The organism is Acinetobacter sp. NIPH 2100 (assembly GCF_000369805.1).
In the GTDB taxonomy this organism is placed as follows: domain Bacteria; phylum Pseudomonadota; class Gammaproteobacteria; order Pseudomonadales; family Moraxellaceae; genus Acinetobacter.
Window position 1 is genome coordinate 819176 of sequence record NZ_KB850224.1, and the last position, 19179, is coordinate 838354.

Annotated in this window: 17 protein-coding genes; 9 read left to right on the plus strand and 8 right to left on the minus strand. The window is 41.9% G+C overall.

Annotated elements, in window-relative coordinates:
* Nucleotides 1-49: 49 nt before the first annotated feature.
* Both F887_RS14120 and F887_RS14115 read left to right on the plus strand, forming a co-directional pair.
* Nucleotides 50-541: a flavin reductase gene (locus F887_RS14120; RefSeq protein ID WP_005151271.1), complete on the plus strand. Its 492-nt coding sequence runs from the start codon at nucleotides 50-52 to the stop codon at nucleotides 539-541.
* 610 nt (nucleotides 542-1151) lie between these two features.
* Nucleotides 1152-1709: a TetR/AcrR family transcriptional regulator gene (locus F887_RS14115; RefSeq protein WP_005291998.1), complete on the plus strand. Its 558-nt coding sequence runs from the start codon at nucleotides 1152-1154 to the stop codon at nucleotides 1707-1709.
* A gap of 150 nt (nucleotides 1710-1859) precedes the next feature.
* Here the strand turns inward: F887_RS14115 and F887_RS14110 are convergent, their stop codons facing one another.
* The 4 genes from F887_RS14110 to F887_RS14100 form a co-directional block, all read right to left on the minus strand.
* On the minus strand, nucleotides 1860-2213 hold the full coding sequence (locus F887_RS14110; RefSeq protein ID WP_005292000.1) for a hypothetical protein: 354 nt from the start codon (nucleotides 2211-2213) through the stop codon (nucleotides 1860-1862).
* A 232-nt stretch (nucleotides 2214-2445) separates the two neighbouring features.
* Nucleotides 2446-3729: a ribonucleotide-diphosphate reductase subunit beta gene (locus tag F887_RS14105; protein WP_005151266.1), complete on the minus strand. Its 1284-nt coding sequence runs from the start codon at nucleotides 3727-3729 to the stop codon at nucleotides 2446-2448.
* Nucleotides 3730-3872: 143 nt separating this feature from the next.
* Nucleotides 3873-4004 carry a hypothetical protein gene (locus tag F887_RS18245; protein WP_004804753.1) on the minus strand — a complete coding sequence of 44 codons (132 nt, stop codon included), beginning with the start codon at nucleotides 4002-4004 and terminating at the stop codon, nucleotides 3873-3875.
* Between the two features lie 72 nt (nucleotides 4005-4076).
* A complete protein-coding gene (locus tag F887_RS14100; RefSeq protein ID WP_005292001.1) occupies nucleotides 4077-6914 on the minus strand; it encodes a ribonucleoside-diphosphate reductase subunit alpha in 2838 nt (945 codons plus the stop codon).
* Between the two features lie 544 nt (nucleotides 6915-7458).
* Here F887_RS14100 and bfmR point away from each other — a divergent pair.
* Together bfmR and bfmS are read left to right on the plus strand one after the other, a co-directional pair.
* Nucleotides 7459-8175, plus strand: a complete 717-nt coding sequence (gene bfmR / locus F887_RS14095; protein WP_004655457.1) for a response regulator transcription factor BfmR — start codon at nucleotides 7459-7461, stop codon at nucleotides 8173-8175.
* Nucleotides 8176-8281: 106 nt separating this feature from the next.
* The gene (gene bfmS, locus F887_RS14090; protein ID WP_005292002.1) at nucleotides 8282-9922 is read left to right on the plus strand and encodes a sensor histidine kinase BfmS; all 1641 of its coding nucleotides are present in this window, start codon (nucleotides 8282-8284) and stop codon (nucleotides 9920-9922) included.
* A gap of 156 nt (nucleotides 9923-10078) precedes the next feature.
* On the opposite strand, the gene F887_RS14085 is transcribed toward bfmS, so the two are convergent.
* The 4 genes from F887_RS14085 to F887_RS14070 all read right to left on the minus strand — a co-directional run bounded on the left by F887_RS14085 (nucleotide 10079) and on the right by F887_RS14070 (nucleotide 13819).
* The gene (locus F887_RS14085) at nucleotides 10079-10780 is read right to left on the minus strand and encodes a glutathione S-transferase (RefSeq protein WP_005292003.1); all 702 of its coding nucleotides are present in this window, start codon (nucleotides 10778-10780) and stop codon (nucleotides 10079-10081) included.
* A 19-nt stretch (nucleotides 10781-10799) separates the two neighbouring features.
* A complete protein-coding gene (locus F887_RS14080; protein WP_005292004.1) occupies nucleotides 10800-11789 on the minus strand; it encodes a hypothetical protein in 990 nt (329 codons plus the stop codon).
* 162 nt (nucleotides 11790-11951) lie between these two features.
* On the minus strand, nucleotides 11952-12308 hold the full coding sequence (locus F887_RS14075; protein ID WP_005292005.1) for a hypothetical protein: 357 nt from the start codon (nucleotides 12306-12308) through the stop codon (nucleotides 11952-11954).
* Nucleotides 12309-12400: 92 nt separating this feature from the next.
* The gene (locus F887_RS14070; protein WP_005292007.1) at nucleotides 12401-13819 is read right to left on the minus strand and encodes a GGDEF domain-containing protein; all 1419 of its coding nucleotides are present in this window, start codon (nucleotides 13817-13819) and stop codon (nucleotides 12401-12403) included.
* Between the two features lie 397 nt (nucleotides 13820-14216).
* Between F887_RS14070 and ndhC the strand changes: the two genes are divergently transcribed.
* From ndhC to nuoF, 5 genes are all read left to right on the plus strand, one after another.
* Nucleotides 14217-14768, plus strand: a complete 552-nt coding sequence (gene ndhC, locus F887_RS14065; protein WP_005292010.1) for an NADH-quinone oxidoreductase subunit A — start codon at nucleotides 14217-14219, stop codon at nucleotides 14766-14768.
* Between the two features lie 6 nt (nucleotides 14769-14774).
* Nucleotides 14775-15452 (plus strand): NuoB/complex I 20 kDa subunit family protein, encoded by a 678-nt coding sequence (locus F887_RS14060; protein ID WP_004655450.1) that lies wholly within the window; start codon nucleotides 14775-14777, stop codon nucleotides 15450-15452.
* An 88-nt stretch (nucleotides 15453-15540) separates the two neighbouring features.
* Nucleotides 15541-17328: an NADH-quinone oxidoreductase subunit C/D gene (gene nuoC / locus F887_RS14055; protein WP_005292013.1), complete on the plus strand. Its 1788-nt coding sequence runs from the start codon at nucleotides 15541-15543 to the stop codon at nucleotides 17326-17328.
* A 12-nt stretch (nucleotides 17329-17340) separates the two neighbouring features.
* A complete protein-coding gene (nuoE, locus tag F887_RS14050; RefSeq protein WP_005151248.1) occupies nucleotides 17341-17850 on the plus strand; it encodes an NADH-quinone oxidoreductase subunit NuoE in 510 nt (169 codons plus the stop codon).
* Entirely contained in the window at nucleotides 17847-19172 is a 1326-nt protein-coding gene (gene nuoF, locus F887_RS14045; protein WP_005151246.1) for an NADH-quinone oxidoreductase subunit NuoF, read from the plus strand. Before nuoE ends, nuoF begins: the two co-directional genes overlap by 4 nt.
* The last annotated feature ends 7 nt before the right edge of the window (nucleotides 19173-19179 follow it).

The window sequence follows — 19179 nt, forward strand, 5'->3', positions numbered from 1 at the left end:
AGCCCTGAGCATATTTAAAATAGATCGAGTTTAATTTAGGAATAAAGTGATGGTTGAAGCAACAGATTTTAGAGATGCAATGTCTTTACTCACCAGTGCAGTCAGTGTGATTACTACCACAGGCATGTCTGGTCGTTATGGCTTTACTGCATCTGCTGTATGTAGCGTCACAGATACGCCTCCGACTTTATTGGTTTGCATGAATCGGGCATCGAGTTCGCATGTGCATTTTGTCGACAATAAAATCTTAAGCGTGAATGTGTTAAGCGCAGATCATCAACATATTTCTAAAGCTTTTTCGTCTAAATTGAGTCCAGAAGAGCGTTTTAAACACGGTGCTTGGTCAGCGTTGGAAACGGGTGCGCCTGTTTTGGATGATGCTTTGGTAAATTTCGATTGTGAGATTGATCAAATTCAGGAAGTTGGAACGCATACGATTTTTATTTGTCGTATTGTGGCCGTTCAACAAAGTGGACATGATCAAAGCTTGGTGTATTTTAACCGTGCCTATCACCAAGTGGGGCAGACTGAACTTGCTTAAAGCGTTGTGCTTTAAGCGACCTGTTTATTGTGAAAATATACTTATAAAATAGTTTAAAAATAATAAAATATAGGGTATTGAAAAATAATAATAAAATTTATTTGGCCCGAAGTGTAAATTGACACTCATCATTACCCCGATTATTCTTTAAACGCTGGCCTACATCGCCAGTCGGTTTTGACAGACCGTTTAGTAAGACTACATCAGAACTATTCCGTCTGAGGAATAGTTTTGTGTGTATACTTCTCGTCCCCCTTCCGTAGTGGTAGGACGGGAGAGGGACACCTTTAGGTGTGCTGGAGTCTTACCCGGTCTGTCAACCCTTTTCCGTCCTGCCTCCATAAAGCTTTATGTCTTGGCAGAATTCCGAATTGATTAGGAGTTGGCCATGCACAGTATTTTCATACTTCTTTATTAGTCTTTGGCAGGGTTTGAATGCATTTCGCAATTCAGACAGTGCTTTGTCACGACTAAAAAATCAAATCAACAATAAAAACTTGAGATGCGCTAAAGCCGTCTTTAGGGGCTTTTGTATGCCTTTTTTGCTTACAACGAAGCCGAGCATCGTTTTATCTCATTGAGATGGGAAATTATTTTATAGGGAAAATATATGTCGAATTTAGAGGTTTCATTTCGTGCTTTAAGAGTGCTTGATACTGCCCGAAATTTATTTAATAGCCATGGTTTTCATAGTGTCGGGGTAGATCGTATTATTGAGTCTTCTCAAATCGCCAAAGCCAGTTTTTATAAATACTTTCAGTCTAAAGAACAATTGATTGAAATGAGTCTGGGATTTCAAACAGACGCGCTTAAAGAAGAAGTATTTTCGATTATTCATCGAAATAAAGGGCTTACCGTGCATGAAAAGCTTAAACGTATTTATGTTCTTCATGTCAGTTTAGAAGGTTTGTATCATTTGCCATTTAAGGCGATTTTTGAAATTGAAAAGCGTTATCCCAAAGCTTATAAGATTGTTGTGAACTATCGGAAATGGTTGCTGAATCAAATTTATAAATTGCTTTTAACCAACTCTGCAAACGCCTCTAAAAAGGATGCGCATATGTTCTTGTTTGTGATGGATGGGGCAATGGTTCTGCTATTGGGAGGAAGTGGTGTGGATGACCCAGAACGGTTGATTGAAGGGTTTTTGGTGGGGTTAAGAATATAGTTGTAAATTTAGGATTAATAATTAATATAAATTATTAAGATAATTTAAAATTTTTTATTGATTGGCTATGTTTATTTCTAGTTCATTATTCAGGCTACTAGCTACTATAATAGAGGTAAATTGAAATACCTTATTTATGCTACCCATGGTTCAATTGGAAGCATTAAGTAATTCATGTAGTCCTATCTCAGAAGGATTATTTAGCCTAACTTTCGCATCCTGTATTTCATATACTAACTCTAGCTGTCCTTTTTCTTCATCAATAACTCTAGCGCCATCTAATACTGCTAAAACACCAAATAAAACTTCATGTGCAGTTAACTCAATTATACTATTGATCTTAGTAATATCCTCTTCCGCTAAAGACTTATACCACTCAGAAAGCAATTTAATTTGTGGCAAAATACGTCTACCAGGTGGTTCTTTTAACTTACTAATAATATCGCTTACTGCTGCATCTCTAACATGTAGCTTAAGTCCGTCAACAAATTTTTCATTGTTCATACTTTTTTCACTTTCATAAATGCTGTTGGATACATTTGCTTATTTAATTCAATTAAAGAGCTATGAGTTGGAATATCAATGAATTTAAGTATGCGGAATATGAGAAAATTAACAAAGCATAATTAAATTTATTTTACACCATAAAAAAACCGCCAATAATGGCGGTTTTTTATAAATAACACCTTACACGTCGCAAATGACAAACTTTGTGTCGTTCAACGGTTAATTCAACTTACCAGCTTAACGCACCACCAGTTTGGTAGTCAGTTACACGCGTTTCAAAGAAGTTCTTCTCTTTACGCAAGTCCATCATCTCAGACATCCATGCAAACGGGTTAGTTACACCAGCAAACTGCTCAGGTAAACCAAGTTGCGCTAAACGACGGTTACAGATGAACTTCAAGTATTCTTCCATCATGCTTGCATTCATACCCAATACACCACGTGGCATCGTGTCACGCGCATATTCGATCTCAAGCATGGTACCTTCAAGAATCATTTGAATCACTTCTTCTTGGAACTCAGCCGTCCACAAGTGCGGGTTCTCGATCTTGATCTGGTTGATCATGTCGATACCGAAGTTCAAGTGCATAGACTCATCACGCAAGATGTACTGGAACTGCTCAGCAACACCGTTCATCTTGTTACGACGACCCATACTCAAGATTTGAGTAAAGCCACAGTAGAAGAAGATCCCTTCAAGTACGCAATAGAATGCGATCAAGTTACGCAATAAACGCTGGTCGTTTTCAGGTGTACCAGTGTTGAACGTTGGATCACTTAAAGATTGAGTGTACTTCAAGCCCCACGATGCTTTACGCGCAACACTTGGAATCTCGCGGTACATGTTGAAGACTTCGCCTTCATCCATACCCAAAGATTCGATACAGTATTGATAAGCATGGGTGTGAATCGCTTCTTCAAATGCTTGACGCAAGATGTATTGACGGCATTCAGGGTTAGTAATGTGACGGTAGATCGCCAATACCAAGTTGTTTGCAACCAATGAGTCCGCAGTCGAGAAGAAACCCAAAGAACGCATGATGATGGTACGCTCATCTTCAGTTAAGCCATTTTCAGACTTCCAAAGCGCGATATCATGGTTCATGTTCACTTCTTGCGGCATCCAGTGGTTTGCACACCCGTCAAGATACTTCTGCCAAGCCCACTCGTATTTAAACGGAACAAGTTGGTTTAAGTCTGCGCGACAGTTGATCATCGCTTTATCATCAACCTGTACACGCTGTGCACCCATCTCAAGCTCTTCCAAGCCAGGTGCAGCATCTAAGTGCTCTAAGGCAGCAGATGCTCGTGCCAACGAATCGGTGGGATTTGTTGATCGCACGGAATTGGTTCCAGCGGGTTGTGCAGCTGCCACGCGCGGCGATGATTGCTCTGAATCAGATACCACTTGCGTATTAACCGTTTTTTGCGTGTCGATGGGCGCAGACTTGTGTTCAGGTGCAGTCGGTTTTTGCGAATCATCTTCAAAATCGTCCCAACTAAGGATAGACATATTCATTCTCTCTTCGTTGCTTTATATCTTTTATTTAGACATCTCAAGCAAGGAGATGTCCTACTATACGCTCAATTTGTGTAAGCAAAATTAAGTTTTATTGACTGAAATTTTAAAAAGTGACCAATGGACACTGACAATCCCTAAAACTTATTTTGCTTACGCTGTTGCTTACGTATTTTAAAAAACGCGTAAACCATTGGAATATAAAACACTAGAAAGGCACAGATCAGGACTATCACACCAAATTGATAATTATGACTGAGATGGAACATGCGCTATGCCTCTATAGAAACCTTTCTCGCCCCCCTCCAAAGGAGAGAGAATTTATAGAGAGAGGTGTGAAATTACTGACAGGCTTCGCAGTCTGGGTTGTCGATTGAACACGCCAATGGCACTGGAGCTGCGGTTGAGAAACCATCATCTTCAGTTTGCACTTCAGCTTTTTCTGCAACAACCGCTGCTTGTGCTGCAACAACAGGTGCTTCAACCGATGCTGGTTTCACTGCATTGAGTGCACCAGTATTAATGGTTGATTTCTCAGCCGATGTTGCACCTAAAGCTCGGAGGTAATACGTAGTTTTAAGACCACGTAACCATGCCATCTTATAAGTGATGTCAAGTTTCTTGCCATTCGCGCCAGCGATGTAAAGGTTCAATGACTGTGCTTGGTCGATCCACTTTTGACGACGTGATGCAGCATCAACGATCCAGCGAGTATCCACTTCAAATGCAGTCGCGAAGATTGCTTTTAATTCTTCAGGAATACGCGCAATTTTTTGAACAGAACCTTCGAAGTGTTTTAGGTCATTCACCATCACAGTATCCCAAAGACCACGTTCTTTTAATGCACGAACAAGGTAAGGGTTGATGACTGTGAACTCACCAGAAAGGTTCGATTTCACATACAAGTTCTGGAATGTTGGCTCAATTGATTGAGACACGCCACAAATGTTAGAGATGGTTGCAGTAGGTGCAATCGCCATCACATTTGAGTTACGCATACCATCTTTTTGAACTTTAGTACGTAATGTATCCCAGTCTAAACGTTGTGTACGATCCACTTCGAACATACGCTCTGGACGAGATTTTGCAACAATTTCTAAAGAGTCGATTGGCAGAATCCCTTGATCCCACAATGAACCTTTGAATGTTGAGTAAGCACCACGTTCGATTGCAAGGTTGCTTGATGTTTCGATCGCGTAGTAGCTGATCACTTCCATTGATTCATCAGCGAAATCAACCGCTTCATCTGAACCATAAGCAAGATTCATTTCATACAATGCATCTTGGAAGCCCATGATACCCATACCCACAGGGCGGTGTTTCAAGTTCGACGTTTTCGCTTGTGGAACCGCATAGTAGTTAATGTCGATCACGTTATCGAGCATACGCACGGCAGTTTTCACTGTACGTGCAAGCTTTTCACGATCTAATACGCCACCTTGAACGTGTTGTACAAGGTTAATCGAACCTAAGTTACAGACCGCGATTTCATCTTGGTTTGTATTTAAGGTGATTTCTGTACACAAGTTCGATGAGTGAACCACGCCCACGTGTTGTTGTGGTGAACGTAAGTTACATACGTCTTTGAATGTGATCCATGGGTGACCTGTTTCGAACAACATCGAAAGCATTTTGCGCCATAAGTCTTTCGCACGTACTTTCTTGTGTAGCATGTTTTGTTCTTTTGCTACCGCTTCGTAGTGTGCATAACGCTCAGCAAATTCAGCACCAGTTAAATCATGCAGGTCTGGTGTTTCAGAAGGTGTGAACAGTGTCCATTCAGCATCTTCAAAAACACGTTGCATGAACAAGTCAGGAACCCAGTTCGCTGTGTTCATGTCGTGGGTACGACGACGGTCATCACCTGTGTTCTTACGTAGCTCTAGGAATTCTTCAACATCCAAGTGCCAAGTTTCGAGGTATGCACAAACTGCACCTTTACGCTTACCACCTTGGTTCACCGCAACGGCTGTATCGTTCGCAACTTTAAGGAAAGGTACAACACCTTGAGATTTACCGTTAGTGCCTTTGATATAAGAGTTCAATGCACGTACAGGTGTCCAGTCATTACCTAAACCGCCAGCCCATTTTGAGAGCATTGCGTTGTCACGCATTGCACCATAAATGTCGTACAGGTCATCACCAATCGTGGTTAAGTAACAGCTCGATAATTGCGGACGCAATGTACCTGAGTTAAATAGCGTCGGTGTAGAAGCCATATAATCGAAGCTAGACAATAAGTCATAGAACTCGATTGCACGGTCTTCTCTGTTTTCTTCATTGAGCGAAAGACCCATCGACACACGCATAAAGAATAATTGTGGTAATTCAAAACGCACGCCATTTGAATGGATGAAGTAACGGTCAAATAAAGTCTGTAGACCTAAATAGGTAAATTGGTTTGAGCGTTCTGGTTTGATCGCAGCAGCCAATTTTGCAAGGTCAAACTCAAGCAAGTCTTTAGAAAGAAGATCAAGCTCGATACCTTTCTTCAAGAAGGTTTCTAAAGCGTCACCTTCAGGGGTATCTGTCGGTAGACCTAAGAACTCTAAACCTGTGCTGACCAATTCGCTACTGAGTAAACGCGCAGTGACATAAGTATAGTTTGGCTCTTGTTCGATACGGGTACGCGTTGCCATCATCATGGTGGTCGCGATATCGCTTTCTTTTACGCCGTTATATAAGTTCTTAACCGTTTCATCAAGAATAGCTTGAACATCAATCCCTTCTAAGCCTTCGCTTGCAGTTTGAATGGTTGCGGTAAGCGCATCCAAATCTAATGGTTGGAGCTGACCATTAGCATCTGTAATTTGAAGGGTAGGGTGATGGTTCGCACCAGTTTGCTGACGAGCACTTGCGCGTTGGTCACGATAAATGACGTAGGCACGTGCAACTTTTTGCTCGCCTGTACGCATCAATGCCAATTCAACTTGGTCTTGAATTTCTTCGATATGAATCGTACCGCCAGAAGGCAAACGACGATTAAATGTGTTCATTACCATTTCAGTCAGTTGAGTGATACGGTCATGGATACGACTTGAGTCCGTACCTTGTTGACCTTCAACAGCTAAAAATGCTTTCCCAATCGCAACAGAAATTTTCTCGGCATTAAATGTCGCAATCTCACCGGTGCGCTTAATGACCTGAAGTTGGCCAGGAGTAGAAGTGATGATGCTCATGTCAGCATAGCTCCATTATCATCTATTTTTATGTTCATGGACCGTTTGAATCGAGCAAAAAGTATGCCACGATGTTTGAGGGATAAACACAATACTTAGTGGTTAAAGTTTATTTTCAACACAAGATACGGGATTTTTTGGAGTAGATCAATCCTTGACATTTTACTAATTTTTTTTTCATGTCTTAACTGCTGAAATCACAGTCACATAGCATATCAAAGCCATTGAAAAAGGCTTATAGATAACTCTGTGGATAACTCAAAAAACAAACACTTAAATTATTTTGGGCCAAGAAAGAAACAAATTGTTTAACATTGGCACAAAATCTATACTAAATATTCATCCTGTCGGAAAATGCATATATTTCTGAAAAAGATATTAAAATTCATAATTTTAATAAAAAGATAACAAAACTGGGTAGGCGTGTATCAGTTTGGTGAACGGCTACTTGTTTACAATGTAAACGTGTGTATATTGCAAAACATAAACCAATGTATCTGTCAGATTTCATAGACAGATTCACTCAGATTTTAGGGGCAAACAAATGAGCCAAGAAGAAAAGTTACCGAAGATTTTGATCGTAGAAGATGACGAACGCTTAGCACGTTTAACACAAGAGTATTTGATTCGTAACGGTTTAGAAGTTGGAGTCGAAACTGATGGTAATCGTGCAATCCGTCGCATTATCAGCGAGCAGCCAGATTTAGTGGTTCTCGATGTGATGTTACCAGGTGCAGATGGTTTAACCGTTTGTCGCGAAGTACGTCCACATTACCACCAACCGATTCTGATGCTGACTGCACGTACAGAAGATATGGATCAGGTACTTGGCTTAGAAATGGGTGCAGACGATTACGTTGCAAAACCTGTTCAGCCACGCGTATTGTTAGCTCGTATCCGTGCCTTATTACGCCGTACGGATAAGACCGTTGAAGATGAAGTGGCACAACGTATCGAGTTTGATGACCTTGTGATTGATAACGGTGGTCGTTCAGTAACGTTAAATGGTGAGTTGGTTGATTTCACTAGTGCTGAATATGACTTGTTATGGTTGTTGGCTTCAAACGCTGGTCGCATCTTGTCTCGTGAAGATATCTTTGAGCGTCTACGCGGTATTGAATACGACGGTCAGGATCGTTCGATCGATGTGCGTATTTCGCGTATCCGTCCAAAAATCGGTGATGACCCAGAAAACCCGAAACGCATCAAAACTGTGCGTAGTAAAGGTTATCTATTTGTTAAAGAAACCAACGGGATCTAAATCCCTCGAATCCTCCTTGAAAAAGGGGGATTCTTTCCTTTCTGCAAAGGATTTATGTAGCGTGGCTGCATAAGCGGGATTTTAATAGCTTGGAATTATTTACCTTATGGTGAGTCGAGTACTGAAAAACAGCATATTCTTGCGTATTTATGCTGGGTTGGTGGTTTTAGTTGTTGTGGTTGCCGCATTTTGTTATTTGCTGGTCCAAATTATTAACTATCAACGGGCGCAAGAATATCGCGAGTCTCTCACAGATGGCATTTCCTATGTCATTAGTGAAGGGGTATCTCGTCAGCCAGAAAAACAACAAAAACTCGACTGGATTTCCGATGCATCTGACTTGCTGGAACTCCCTATCTACTATGTCGATGCTGAACGGGTAGAATTATCCCGTACTGAGAAGAAAAGAGTCGCTGAGCAAAAGTCAGTGGTTCGTTATGATGCCAATAATGGGATCGGCTATATTATTATTGGCCTGAAAGATGATCCTAAGCATTTCCTCTATATTAAAGTCGATAAAATTGGCGAACGCCAAATGAAAGCGCTTCCGATATTTGTACTGGATTATTTAATTTTTTATCCAGGGCAGGAGCGTGAGTATTTAGATAAAATTAAAAAACATTTCTATTATTCAATTGAAATTAAAGATATTAAAGACATCAATCTGGATTCTGAGCAGATCGGTCGCTTGCGCCAAGACCAAAGCGTATTGCTGTATAAAGACAGTGCAACCATGCGTGGCACCACAATTTCCATTGTTTCTCCAATGCCAAATCATCCTGCACAAGTGCTGATCCTTGGGCCTGTTCCAATGTTCAACTGGATGCCATTCCAGCTTTCAGCAGGGATTACCTTATTTAGCTTGTTCTTGTTGAGCTTGGGTGTTTATGGCTTGATTTTGCCGCTTGAACGTAAAATCCGTCAGGTTCGTTATGCGTTGAACAAGATGAAGTCGGGTGATTTGTCATTACGTGTGCCGATTGAAGGGACGGATGAAATGGCAAACTTGGCGTCAAGTTATAACAACATGTCAGATCATATTCAGCGTTTGATTGAAGCACAGCGTGAGTTAATGCGTGCGGTGTCGCATGAGTTAAGAACTCCCGTAGCGCGGATTCGTTTTGGGATGGAGATGCTGGCGGAAGAAGATGATTATAATTATCGCATTCAGCAAGTGGACATGATTGATAAGGATATTGAGGCACTTAATACCTTGATTGATGAGATCATGACCTATGCCAAGCTGGAACAGGGTACGCCATCTTTAGATTTTGAAGACATTGTACTGGTTGAAGTATTAGATCAGGTGGCAATGGAAACGGAAGCACTGAAGACGCAAAAAGAAATCGAACTGATCGCACCACCTTTGGCGTTAAAAGTGGATGCTGAGCGTCGCTATTTACACCGTGTGGTACAGAACCTTGTCGGTAATGCGGTACGTTATTGTGATAACAAAGTCCGTATCAGCGGTGGTATTCGCGCAGATGGTAATGCCTATGTCTGTGTGGAAGATGACGGTCCAGGGATTCCAGAGCAAGACCGCACACGCATCTTTGAGGCTTTTGCCCGCCTAGATGATAGTCGTACCCGTGCTTCGGGCGGTTATGGTCTTGGTTTGTCGATTGTGAGCCGTATTGCCTATTGGTTCGGTGGCACGATTCAGGTGGATCAGAGTCCAAACTTGGGCGGTGCACGTTTTATTATGACTTGGCCAGCAAAGCGTTATAAACAAGTGATTAAAAAGTAGAACGAAAAGAGTGCTGCTCTTTTCGATAAGATAAAAAGCCAAGGTATTTATTGCCTTGGCTTTTTTTATGGAGAGGTTTGAAGTTCGCTCATTGCTTTTTTATGTAGGGACAAATGTATGGGTGATAGCGAAACGTAGGTGCATGGTCGATAGCATTTAAGCCCATGTTTTAGACCAGTAAACTTGATGTTCTGTACGATTCCAATGACCTTTGTGTTGTGCAGCCTGAAAAGAATTTAATCTCTGGACACGCTGCATGTAGTTTGTAGTAGCAGAAAATCGTTGACTGTCAGGGATTAAATCCAGCAGCGCTTCTACTAAAAAGACCATCATGATATCGGCAGCAGAAAAACTTTCTCCTGCAAACCATACAGATGTAGCAAGATGTTGTTCTATGAATGACATCTGACGATAAAGCGTGGGGTTGAGAAATTGTCGATCAAAAGATCGCTTTATCATTTTCATTACAGGTCGTGCAAAAAAGGGTGACCTGTCTACCATTCGAGAAAAAATTTGCTTGAGTGCCAAATTCGGCATTAGCGTTGCATCTGCAAAGTTTTTCCAATAAAAATAGTGCTGTTTATTTGCTGAATTTATTGGTTGGAGCTGATGAAGCGACTCCTTCATTAGTAGATTGTCTAATATAGCAGACGTCTCTGCTAAAACTTGGGGCGGAGTAGATGTGTCATCCACCAGAATAGGCACCTTACCTAAGGGGTGAATGTCTTTCAGCCACTCAGGTGCCTCGCCGTTGCGAGTGCGCTCACAAAAAATAAGCTCATAGTCGAGTTGTAAGACTTCAAGCAGCCAAACGATACGCTGGGAGCGTGAGTTGCTTAGATGGTAGAGTTTTAACATAGGTTTTAATCGTTTCTATTTAATAGTGTCCGCCTGTTGGAGAATGTGGTCCTGGTGTCCAGTTACGTGTTGCTGCACGTATACCTAAGTTGGCAATGACTTGTGATGCCAATTGAGCTTTGATGCTCTGTGGTGCTTGAGCATTCAATCCTGTCATAATTGAATTCATCGCATTATCTACCAGCGTATTGATGGCAGTAGGGTTTTGTAGGCTTTGTAGGATAACTGTACTGCTTTTACTGGCGAGAATAAAGTCGGTGACAGCTTGGCTATTGGCATATAAGAATTCTGCTTTGCTACGATCAAAGGACTGATTTGAACCATTTATATAGACTGTTGCTCCATATAAAATGGATTGCCCCACACTGACATTATTTTGTTCTACTTGACCATAATTTAATGATGCATTCCAGTAATAAAAAGAGCCACCCCAGCCTCCAGGTGTTTGTTGAAAACGACCTAAACGATAATTGCCGATTGCCGCGCTAATATCGTTGCTAATCATTGCTGGAAAAACGGGGATTCCCTTTGAGTTTAAAATGTCATTGATGACATTTTGCCCAATCAGATTTGAAGTTTTTTGTAGTTGCTGATTGATTTGATATTGTGGCGTGTTGGAGTGGATAGCACCTCGATATTGCAGACCATACTGCGTCGCACCACGGATATAATTACTGGCAGGAATACTGGTGTTTGCGGCGTTAATAGCGGCTGCCTGACTAAACCAAAATTTAGTATTTTGATCGACGCTACTTGAGTCTTTTATGATTTTATAAACATATTGGTATAAAGGTGAGAACAGCCCAACGGGTTGATTATCGCCGTAGGTGGAAATCACATCTACCAGTTGATTATTGTGATCCAGCAAATTTTGTTCTTTCAATAGCTTGTTAAGCTGTTGCATTTGCTCTGCTGTAAATACTTGTTCCACGGTTTTTGCGGAGACTATCGTCGATAGGCTCAGTAACATAATCATGGTGATGCTTTGGTTGAATTGTTTGATTTGCATCGCTGTTCCTCAAGATTATAGTGTCATTTCTTCGATTGTCTTGTGCCATTTATTGAATTATTGGCAAGAAAAAAGCAGCATCTTTGCTGCTTTTTATAAATATAGTAAAGAATGACAATAATCTAAAGTGCTGACCGTTTATTGGCACGAAATGAATAAGTTTTACTCATGCAGCGTCGCATCTGGTGTGATTAAGGTTTTGCCATTACGTAAGCTGGTCAGTCCCTCAGCGTTAAAATCAATCAGCAGGGCATTATTCTTAATATCGATTTTATAACCTTTGATCAGTGCTTGATCTCCATTTAAGGTTTCGACTTTATATGTGTCGGCAATATTCAAAATGCTTTCTAAATTGGTGGTGGTGGCCGCAAAATCCTCTCTAAATACTTCGTAAATGTCTCTTAAATCAAAAATCGCATTATCAGCATCTGGATGTTTTCGAACATAACTTTCTATGTGACGCATAAGTAGTTGTGAAAAAAAGAAATAATCCGAAGCGTGTGTGTATTCTAGATGCATATTTTTCTCCTTTTGTGCTTATTCTAGAATACTCATCTATTGGGTCGGCTGTGTATAAAGATAATTAAAGTATTTAGCTGAATTGCAACATATTATGTCGAAATGATAACTTGGTTTCGGCCTTGTCTTTTGGCTTGGTAAAGCGCGTCATCGGCTTGTTTAAATAATTGCTCGATGCTGTGTTGGTTTTCAGGTACGCAAATACAAATTCCGATGCTGATTTGAATAAAGAAACTTCGGTAGGGTTCATACTCAATTGGCATTTGGCTGATCTGCAAGCGGATTTTTTCTGCACAAAGATAGGCTGCATCCGCATGGGTATCTGTCATAAAAATTGCAAACTCTTCTCCACCTAAACGCCCGAGTAGATCTTGTGGACGAAGTATGCTTTGAATGGTCTGCACGCAACTTTGCAAGGCTCGATCTCCCATTTGATGTCCATAGTTATCATTCACCTGTTTAAAATGATCAATGTCGAGCATCAGGAAAGCCGTGGTTTGTCCTGTGTGTGTTGCTTGTTGCTGTAACAGCTGCACCGACTGTAGAAACTGGCGTCGGGTTAAGCTTGACGTCAGTTCATCATGAGCAATGGTGTGCTGTAGCTCCTGAATCAGCTTTGATCTCACCATGTTGATGCTGGAAACCGTGAGGGGTGCAATGGTCATCATAATCAACCCAAGACGGATGGAAATCGCGTTATTTAAGAATTGATCAGGATAGAGCAGTAGATAGTTTTGTGAGACGTGATAGATGACAAAGGCACAGCTAATTGAAGTAATAATTGCCACGGAAAAATGACGATAACTCAAGGCACACCAGATGAGTGCCGCAATCGGATAGAGCAGTGAGCCAGGACCAGCATCGTAGTAGCCAATGGCAATGGAAAAAATAACGGCAAATAAAGGGAGGCTTTGTTGAACGGTCTGAGTTTTAAACTCTTTCAGTTGTTGTTTAAATTCACTCCAATAGGGCGCGCTAATGATAGCAGGTAATAGCAGCAGTGCATTTTGAATTTCTGCAGTGAACCAGTACCCAAAGTCGATCCAAAACGAACCTAAAGCAAATTTAGTATTAAATAAAGGAAGGGTTACTGCGGCAAAGGAAGAACTAGCCAGTCCACCTACACAGCAAAAACTGAATAAAAATAAGTAGAAGTAACCATGATGCAATGAACGAATATATGCATTAAATTTTACATATAGGGCTAATGTAGTGATGACATACAACAGGTTTGCCGAGGTCAGGCAAATATTTAACAGAAAAGGCGTCTCTTGTAAGGTATCTGCAAGCAAATACCCGACAATTGCGCCAATAAAACTGATGGGATGGCGGGTTTGTGGAAAGCGAATCAGTAAACCAAGCAGAACCGAATTGGCTGGCCAAAATGAGGCGAGAAAAGTGAGATGTCTCGTCGCAATACCGAGTAGACAGCACAGTAAAATCACCCCAGTAAAGAGTAAAAATAATTGTAACAGTGAGCGTGGTTTTAATGCTGCATGAGCGATAGGCATTCTGACGCGTTTCTATGGGGAGACAAGGTCGCGCTATTATATAAATTCTGTTTAAATTTTCATCATAAATTTGTATCAATGCAATGATTTAGTTCGTGCTGCAATCTTTTGGCGCAGGGTGCTTAAAATGCGAATGTTTTTAATGCATAAATAAAGAAAAAAATGATCAATATCGTTTTCTTGATTAGATAATTCGATTTTTAGGGGTGAATTAACCATGATCTTGGATATATCTGTAACTTTAAGGACAAAATCATCCGAAAGACTAAAGCGCTTCAACTAGCATGAGAAATTAGAAATCAGGTACAATTGGCGGGATTAATTTTGTGTTTGGTGTATTTGAAGGCCAATACATACATTCTTTGTTAAAAATAGGCCTGCCAGGAGTTATCCCCGCATGAGTGCCATTACTCCATACGAATGGGCGATTATCGCCTTCGTGATCGGCGTTACATTTCTTTGCGTTTTTATGCTCACTGTTCCCTTACTCCTAGGGGGTAAAGCATGGGGACGTGCAAAGCAAGAGCAGTTTGAATCAGGTGTAGTTGGTGCGGGCGGTGCTCGTATCCGCTTGTCAGCCAAGTTCTATTTAGTTGCAATCTTCTTTGTGGTTTTCGATTTAGAAGCCCTCTATCTCTACGCTTGGGCAACTTCAGTCCGTGAAGTTGGTTGGGTTGGCTTTGCAACGGCTGCAGTCTTTATTTTAGTTTTATTGATCGGTTTAATTTATGAACTTTCTACAGGCGCGCTGAACTGGGCACCTTCGGATCGTCGTAAAGCGGCTGGGATTAAAACCAAAATCGGTTCGCCAAATATGAACATTGCTGACATTACTCGCTTCAATAACATTGAAGAATTAGTTGTCGATCCTACTGGTCATATTCCAGCACAGTCTTCTGGTCGTGTTAAATCAAAAACACCGACTACATCATCATTTGAACAGGAGTAAGTCGGGATGAAATATACTTTAACCCGTGCGAATCCGGATGCAGATCAATATCCATTACAAGATCGTCAAATCGTTACTGATCCACTTGAAGAAGAAGTGAATAAAAGCGTAATGATGACGCGTCTTGAAGATGTATTGCATACAGCGGTGAACTGGGGGCGTAAAAACTCTTTGTGGCCATTTAACTTTGGTACGTCATGCTGCTACGTTGAATATGCAACGACTTTAACTGGCGTACATGACTTGTCTCGTTTTGGTGCTGAGGTTATTCGTGCTTCACCACGCCAAGCTGACTTGATGATTGTTGCAGGGACCTGCTTTGTCAAAATGGCACCTGTAATTCAACGTTTGTATGAACAAATGCTTGAGCCTAAATGGGTGATCTCAATGGGTGCCTGTGCGAACTCTGGCGGTATGTACGACATTTATTCTGTCGTTCAAGGTGTCGATAAAATTATTCCTGTTGATGTGTACATCCCAGGTTGCCCACCTCGTCCAGAAGCATTGATTCAAGCATTGATGTTACTTCAAGACCAAATTCAACTAGAGCGCCGTCCACTTTCAGCGGTTATTGGTGATGATCTTCAGCCTGTGTATAAGCCAAAGATGATGCCAGAACGTGACCGTAAAAATGCTGAACGTATTGCGGTGAAAAACTTACGCTCTATGGATGATATTAAATAATTTTGACGATGAGTTTTTGACGTGTCCCGTGATGGATATGGTCATCGGAAAAATTGCCAGAATTTGTATTAAATAGGAAGCCAAGCCAATGGCTGAAACTGACATTGCTATGCCAGAATCAACACCAGTTGATTCCCGCCCTGCATTTGCAATCGTAGAAGAGCTCAAAACCAAATTTGGTGAGAACTTCTACGTGCAGACGACTTTTGAAGAGTTTCCAACAGTCTGGGTTGAGCGCGCACGCGTGCAAGAAGTCCTCATGTTCCTCCGTAAAGTGGAACGTCCTTATGTGATGTTGTTTGACTTATCAGCGGTAGATGAGCGTTTACGTGTTCACCGTGATGGTTTACCAGCATCAGACTTTACTGTGTTCTATCACTTGTTATCGCTTGAGCGTAATAGTGATATTCGTATTAAAGTTGCTTTGAATGAAAATGACTTAAGCCTCCCAACCGCAACCAATATTTGGCCAAATGCCAACTGGTACGAGCGTGAAGCTTACGATATGTTTGGTATCGATTTCGCAGGGCATCCAATGCTCCGTCGTATCTTGTTGCCAACCTATTGGGAAGGTCATCCGTTACGTAAAGAATATTCAGCGCGTGCGACAGAATATACGCCGTACATGCAAGACCAAGCGAAGCAAGATTTCGAACAAGAACACTTACGCTTTGTGCCAGAAGACTGGGGTCTAAAACGCGGCAATGACGACGAAGACTTCATGTTCCTGAACTTGGGTCCTAACCATCCATCTGCGCACGGTGCTTTCCGTGTGGTGTTACAGTTGGACGGTGAAGAAGTGAAAGACTGTGTACCTGATATCGGTTATCACCACCGTGGTGTGGAAAAGATGGCTGAGCGTCAAACATGGCATTCATTCATTCCTTATACGGATCGTGTTGACTACCTCGGAGGTTGTGCGCAAAACATGCCATACGTGATGGCAGTTGAGCAGCTTGCTGGTATTAAAGTGCCTGAGCGTGCACAAGTTATTCGTGTGATGCTGAACGAATTATTCCGTATCAATAACCACTTGTTGTTCTGTGGTACAGCGATTCAGGATGCGGGTGGTATGACCCCAGTATTCTATATGTTCGCAGACCGTCAAAAAGTCTATGACATCGTTGAGGCGATTACTGGTTACCGTATGCACCCAGCATGGTTCCGTATCGGTGGTACGGCACATGACCTTCCAAATAACTGGCAAAAGCTGGTGAAAGAGTTGTTGGAATGGATGCCGAAACGTTTGAACGAGTACTACACTGCGGCGCTTAAAAACTCAGTATTTATTGGTCGTACCCGCAATGTTGCGCAATACGATGCTAAATCTGCGTTGGCTTGGGGTGTGACTGGTACGGGTCTACGTGCGACAGGTATTGATTTTGATGTTCGTAAATATCGTCCATACAGTGGTTATGAAAACTTCGACTTTGATATTCCAGTGGAATATGAAGGCGATGCATATGCACGTGTCTTGGTTCACTTCCGTGAAATTACTGAGTCGTTGAAAATCATTCAACAGTGCTTGGACAACATGCCATCTGGTCCATATAAAGCGGATCACCCATTGGCTGTTCCACCACCGAAAGATAAGACATTACAAGATATTGAAACCTTGATTACGCACTTCTTGAGCGTTTCTTGGGGTCCAGTGATGCCTGCGGGTGAGTCATCATTTATGACGGAAGTGGTGAAAGGTGCGAGTACTTATTATTTGACTTCTGATAAGTCAACCATGAGTTATCGTACGCGTATCCGTACTCCGACATTTACTCACTTACAGCAAATGCCATCAGTGATTAACGGCAGTTTGGTTTCTGACTTGATCATTTATTTGGCAACCATTGACGTGGTTATGGCTGACGTGGATCGCTAGGGGTAAACGATTATGATGATTTTGACTGATAAAAAACCTCGTGTGAATGTTGAAGGGATTTTGACTGCTGAAGAAATCCATGAAATTGAACATCACATTGGTCACTATCCGTACCCACGTGCAGCATCTTTGGATGCATTGAAGTGTGTACAAGGCCGTAATGGCTGGGTAGATGATGCGCAAATGAATGCAATTGCACAATTGCTGACGATTAGTGTGGCGGATTTAGAAGGTGTAGCGACGTTCTATAACCGAATCTATCGCCAACCTGTGGGTCGTCATGTGATTTTATTATGTGACTCAATTGCGTGCTTCTTGATGGGTTCAGAAACTTTAGCCGAAGCATTTCAGCGCGAGTTGGGTATCCAGTACGGACAAACTACAGCAGATGGTCGTTTTACCTTGCTCCCAATTTGCTGTTTAGGCAACTGTGATAAAGGTCCAACTTTAATGATTGATGAAGATACTCACGGTTTAGTGGAAGTGTCATCAGTCAAACAGTTATTGGAGAAGTATGTATGAATACTGAACCAAAACCAATTTATGGCGACGGTAACCCAGAAACGCATCCACTCACTTGGCGTTTGAGTAAGCAAGAACACGTACGTGTGGCTGACGATTACGAAGCACTTGAAGGTTATGCTGGCTTCAAAAAAGCGCTTAGCATGCCGCCAAAAGATGTGCTTGAAGTGATTAAAGCTGCGACGGTTAAAGGTCGTGGTGGTGCAGGCTTCCCAGCAGGGATCAAATGGTCATTGATGGCACCAAATGATGGTGGTCCACGTTATTTGATCTGTAATGCCGATGAAATGGAACCAGGTACCTTTAAAGACCGTTTGTTGATGGAAAAACTTCCTCATCAATTGATCGAAGGCATGCTGATTGCGGGTTATACCCTTGAAGCAACTCATGGTTATATCTTCATTCGTGGTGAATATATCGAAGCTGCCCAATACTTAAATGAAGCGTTAGAGCAAGTTCGTGCCAAAGGTTACCTCGGTGAAAATATCTTGGGTACAGGTTGGAACTTCGAGTTGTATGTGCATACAGGCGCAGGGCGTTATATCTGTGGTGAAGAAACTGCATTGATTAACTCGCTTGAAGGTCGTCGTGCCAATCCGCGTACTAAGCCACCGTTCCCGCAAGTTGCAGGGGCATGGGGTCGTCCAACGATTGTCAACAACGTTGAGACCTATAATAACTTGCCTGCGATTATGCTTCGTGGTCCTGAGTGGTACATCAATCTTTCTGCTGGTAAGTCGAAAGACCCAGGTACCAAGATCTATGGCGCATCAGGTAAGGTTAAATTCCCAGGTCTTTGGGAACTTCCATTCGGTACAACCGCACGTGAAGTGATTGAAGAACATGCTGGCGGTATGCGTGATGGCTTAACTTTGAAAGCATGGTTACCAGGTGGTGCATCGACTGACTTTTTAGCAGCTGAGCACATTGATCTTCCAATGGATTCTGAAACAATCATGAAAGCGGGTTCACGTTTAGGAACCTGTTTGTTGATGGTGGTGGATGAAACCCAATGTATGGTTTCTGCGACACGTAATTTAGAAGAATTCTTTGCACGTGAATCATGTGGTTTCTGTACACCATGCCGTGATGGTTTACCTTGGGCAGTTAAAGCGCTGAAAGCACTCGAAGCGGGCGAGGGTAAGAAAGAAGATATCGATCATTTACAAGAGCTTACTCGTAAATTATGGATTGGTAAAACTTTCTGTGCTCACGCACCAGGTGCGATGGAGCCGCTTATGGGCGCACTTAAATATTTCCGTGGCGAGTTTGAAGCAAAGGTTAAAACCCATGCTCCTGCTCTAGACGTAGAACAAGCTTAAGGAATTC